This window comes from Anaerovibrio sp. (assembly GCF_045637405.1).
Classification (GTDB): domain Bacteria; phylum Bacillota; class Negativicutes; order Selenomonadales; family Selenomonadaceae; genus Anaerovibrio.
Genome location: NZ_JAZTZI010000075.1, coordinates 1 through 3,959, shown reverse-complemented (window position 1 = coordinate 3,959; position 3,959 = coordinate 1). Strand labels below are relative to the sequence as shown.

Genomic DNA, 3,959 nt, shown 5'->3' with positions numbered 1-3,959 from the left:
ATATGGCAAAAAGTATTAGTAGGTTCTGTGTATTTTAAAAGGCTCGCCTGTTACGGACGAGCCTTTTATTATACGTAAAATAACAATATTTTAACTTTATTTCAGCTATATATTAACATTATTTTAATTGTATTTTATAATCCATTACTTTCACAATAATCCATAAGGGCAGCAGTTATTATTGTATTCATACTCATACTCTTTTTCTCTGCCAATGCTTCCAGACGGCCTTTTAATTCCTCCGTCATATAAACGGATAATCTGGAATCTTTTTTTATGGCCTTGGTAGGTCGTCCACGTCTTTTAGGAGTCACATTATTTTCTGATACATTTTGGTCATGTATTTTTTCTTCATTCATACCAGCAATCTGCTCTGCTGGTTCCACATTTTGTTCCTCCTCCTGCTGAAGTGGAACAATTGGCTTTGCTCTGCCGGTAAAATCCCCCAGAGCAGCTGCAGTATTATTAAGGTCTAATTTTTTTGCCATTATTTTCACCTCAATTTAACATTATTCTATCCTTAAATTAGTATTTTTTTAGCATTTATTAAAGTCTAATATATTGCTTTTTTAATCTTTTTTAAACAGCTCAATGACTTCATCGGTAAATGCCTCATAATCCTTGGCACCGTCAGATCTGGCATCCACATTAAACACATTGGTATGAAGGGCGGTACACTGATGGAATACTGTACGCTCCTTTATATGGGTTTTGAACACAATACTGTTGATCTGGGCTGCTGCCTGATGGAATACATCCACGGCAAACTTGTTTGCCTGAGTCCGGGGAACATCCCTTGTAATGAGAATACCGTCGATTTTCAGCCCCGGGTTATAATCAGCTGCACTCTGAATTGCAGAATACAAATCACCTAGACCGGTAACACTCCGCTGATCTGCATCACATACACCAATAACACGGTTGCAGGCCACCAGTGCCAAAAATACAATACCGGACATACTAGGAGCAGTATCGAGAACAACGAAGTCATATCCCTCTACCTTGGCCAGGGCCTTTTTTAGCAAGAAATCAGAACCCTTTTCCTCAAACTTGTTTCTCTGGTTTTCAATACGCTTATCAGCCCCCATGAAATCATAATATTCATTATGCTGTACAACATCCTCCAAAGGAGCACCCAAAATAAAATCAAAGGTTCCTGCTACAGTTCCAATAGCTTCTCCCCCGGAATCAGCTGTAAAATTTGCCTGGGGATCAAGATCTATGGCCAATACCTTATAACCTTTTCTTCCCAAGGCTGCACAAAAATTAATGGCAGAGGTGGTTTTTCCTGTACCACCCTTCTTGTTTGAAAACGCAATGATTTCCATTTATACACCTCATTTTGTAGTAATTAAACATTTATTTAATGTTAGATAAATGTTAATTTATAACTTTTATATTACTATAATACTGTTATATTAGTATTTTTTTTTAAATAAAGCAAGTCCCCCACGTTTATTAATTTCAAAAAAGAAACACACAGTTACCTCTCCCCTACCTTCTTATCCGAAGATTTCTGTTGATATCTGTGTGTTTTATATCTTTATATGTATTTAATATGTTTTTATAGTTTTTACCTGGAGGTAAATCCTTATATATCAAGGCTTCCAGCCATTATATACGACTGAAATGTATACTTTAGCTGATGTAATTGTATCATAAACCGTACCAAAATGTATCATATAGGTGATGGAATTGTATCTTATAGATGACCTTATTGTATTATTACATGACCAAATTGTATCATATATAACGTAATAAGAACGGAAATTGAAGAATAAACTATACAATTAAGTCATGTATCTGTGGAAAAGTCAGTATTAATAAGGGCTGCAGACGATACTTTTATACAATTTGGTATGCTATAGCTTTTATCGATAAAGAAATTTTACATAGATGATACATTATGGTCATCTATTTTACTAAAAATTTATCTTCTATTCTCTGTCCTCCTATTAATAAAGTGTAGCATTATTTTAGCAGCCAGGTAAAACCGAGGTTTTTATTGTCATTTTCTGTCTAATATAGAGCTGGCTCACCCTGAAAAGACTGGCTGCAAGAATAAAAAAAGTAAAAAATGACCGGATTGTATCATATAATTATAGAAGAAAAATGATAAAAAAGAGTATAAATGACCTGATTGTAACAATAGGTTACTGAATTGTATCATAAGTTTAAAGTAAAACATTTAAAAAAGGATACAATTAGGTCATATATAGCCTATATATGACTGTATTGTATCATATATTTTGAAAATATGACCGAATTGTAACATAAATATCAATGTTTTAACCCTAAAGTTGTGATACAATCAAGTCATGTAATTAAATCTAAAGATACAATTCAGTCATCTATGTGAAATTTTGTTACATTTCAGTCCATATATGACCGAATTGTATCATAAGTTTTAGAAGGTTTTTATACAATGAGGTCATGTGTTAATGAAAAACAATGAAACGAAACCACACGAAAGCAGAAAACATAGGACTCTACAATACACGACTTAGATGTAACATTTTTCAAAAAAATATTAAAAAGTATTATACATTTTACTCATATAATGTTATAATGGTCGCGTAGATTGATACAATTAGGTCGTCTAATAATATTTTATAATAAAAGGTATAAAAGGATGGATACAAAACTTAGTAGTCATAAGCGAAGTACAAAGCAGATTATAATCCAGGCCAATACCCTGATTGAATCTGCCTCATTCTTTTCCAATTTAATGGAGGCCAGACTTTTTTATATGGCATTGGCCAGCTTGAGGCCCCAGCTAAAGGCTGGGGAGCCTACAGAAAATAAGGTGGTAAGCATTCCTTCCGTGGATGTCATCAAAATGTTTGGTGGCAACAATGTTTACTATTCACGTCTGAAGGGATTTTGCCGCAATCTTCAGGGCATTCAGGTGGAGCTGCAGGACAATGAGAAAAAGGGCAAGCTGGTATCTGTAGTGCCATTCCCTAAATTTGAATTTGATAAGGCTAAGGGTATGCTCTCCATAGAGCTGCACAAGGATTTTGCTCCTTATGTATTGGAACTTGCGGATAAGCCATATACCCAGATTGCCGCCAGCTCCATTTTTTCATTGAAATCAACCCATTCCATAAAGCTGTTGGAGCTTCTTTTGCAATACCAGGGGTTTGAGAAATTCAAAACTACCGGTGTGATTGAACGGGAATTCTCTTTGAAGGATTTGCGCTATTATATGGGTATTGAACCGGATAAATATCTGAACGTGTCAGTATTTATTCGATCCGTTATTAATTATTCTATAAATGATATAAACGATCATACCCCATATTTTATTGAATATGAAAAAATAAAGCCAAGCCGTACCATTACTGGCTTTAAGTTTTTCCTGAGAAAGCAGGAGGATGCGCCAAAACTTGAGGATAATCTCACTGTGGCGGAGGATGATCTGGTAGATGTTCTCTTAAAATATGGTATTGGTAAAATAGTGGCAAAACGCCTTATAAAGACCTATGATTCCAAGCGTATTAAGGAAAATGTTCAATATACCCTCACTCAACATGGGGTGAAGAATATTCCAGCCTATATGCGCAAAGCCATAGAGCAGGATTATGCTGGCAATGCCAGGAAGGCAGCCATGCAGTTTGACCTGTTTGAACAAAAAAAGATTGCAGACGACAATAGCGATAAGGCCTGTGAGGAATTTCTTATTTCCCGTGGCATTGGTGAAATGTCTCGGGATGTTATTATAGCCAAGGCCAAGGCCGGGGATATGGATGATGTGGTGGATAAATTATTGGGAGATATTGACAAGGCCCAGTTTATCCAATGCTATCAAAAGGGAGATTTTTCTTCCCTTATGTATGATGTTGATTCTATATATGACCAAAATGTATCAGAGTTTTCTGCAGCTCGGGAGAGCCTTGAGGCTGAAGTCGGAGGCCAAGCGGTCTTAGGAAGACAAAGTTGGTCTGCAACTCCTTGGC

The 3,959-nt window shown here is 35.8% G+C and carries 3 protein-coding genes; 1 reads left to right on the top strand and 2 read right to left on the bottom strand.

Going from position 1 to position 3,959, the window contains the following annotated elements:
- Positions 1-134 precede the first annotated feature (134 nt).
- On the bottom strand, positions 135-488 hold the full coding sequence (locus ACKI5G_RS05525; RefSeq protein ID WP_407398399.1) for a hypothetical protein: 354 nt from the start codon (positions 486-488) through the stop codon (positions 135-137).
- Between the two features lie 81 nt (positions 489-569).
- On the bottom strand, positions 570-1,328 hold the full coding sequence (locus ACKI5G_RS05520) for a ParA family protein (RefSeq protein ID WP_407398397.1): 759 nt from the start codon (positions 1,326-1,328) through the stop codon (positions 570-572).
- Positions 1,329-2,632: 1,304 nt separating this feature from the next.
- Here ACKI5G_RS05520 and ACKI5G_RS05515 point away from each other — a divergent pair.
- Positions 2,633-3,959, top strand: a 1,327-nt coding sequence (locus ACKI5G_RS05515; protein ID WP_407398395.1) for a replication initiation protein, incomplete at its 3' end; no start/stop codon positions are given.

Bases quoted from the DNA above. Each gene is read 5' to 3' on its own strand.
- ACKI5G_RS05520 (WP_407398397.1), bottom strand. From the start codon at position 1,328: ATGGAAATCATTGCGTTTTCAAACAAGAAGGGTGGTACAGGAAAAACC.
- ACKI5G_RS05525 (WP_407398399.1), bottom strand. From the start codon at position 488: ATGGCAAAAAAATTAGACCTTAATAATACTGCAGCTGCTCTGGGGGAT.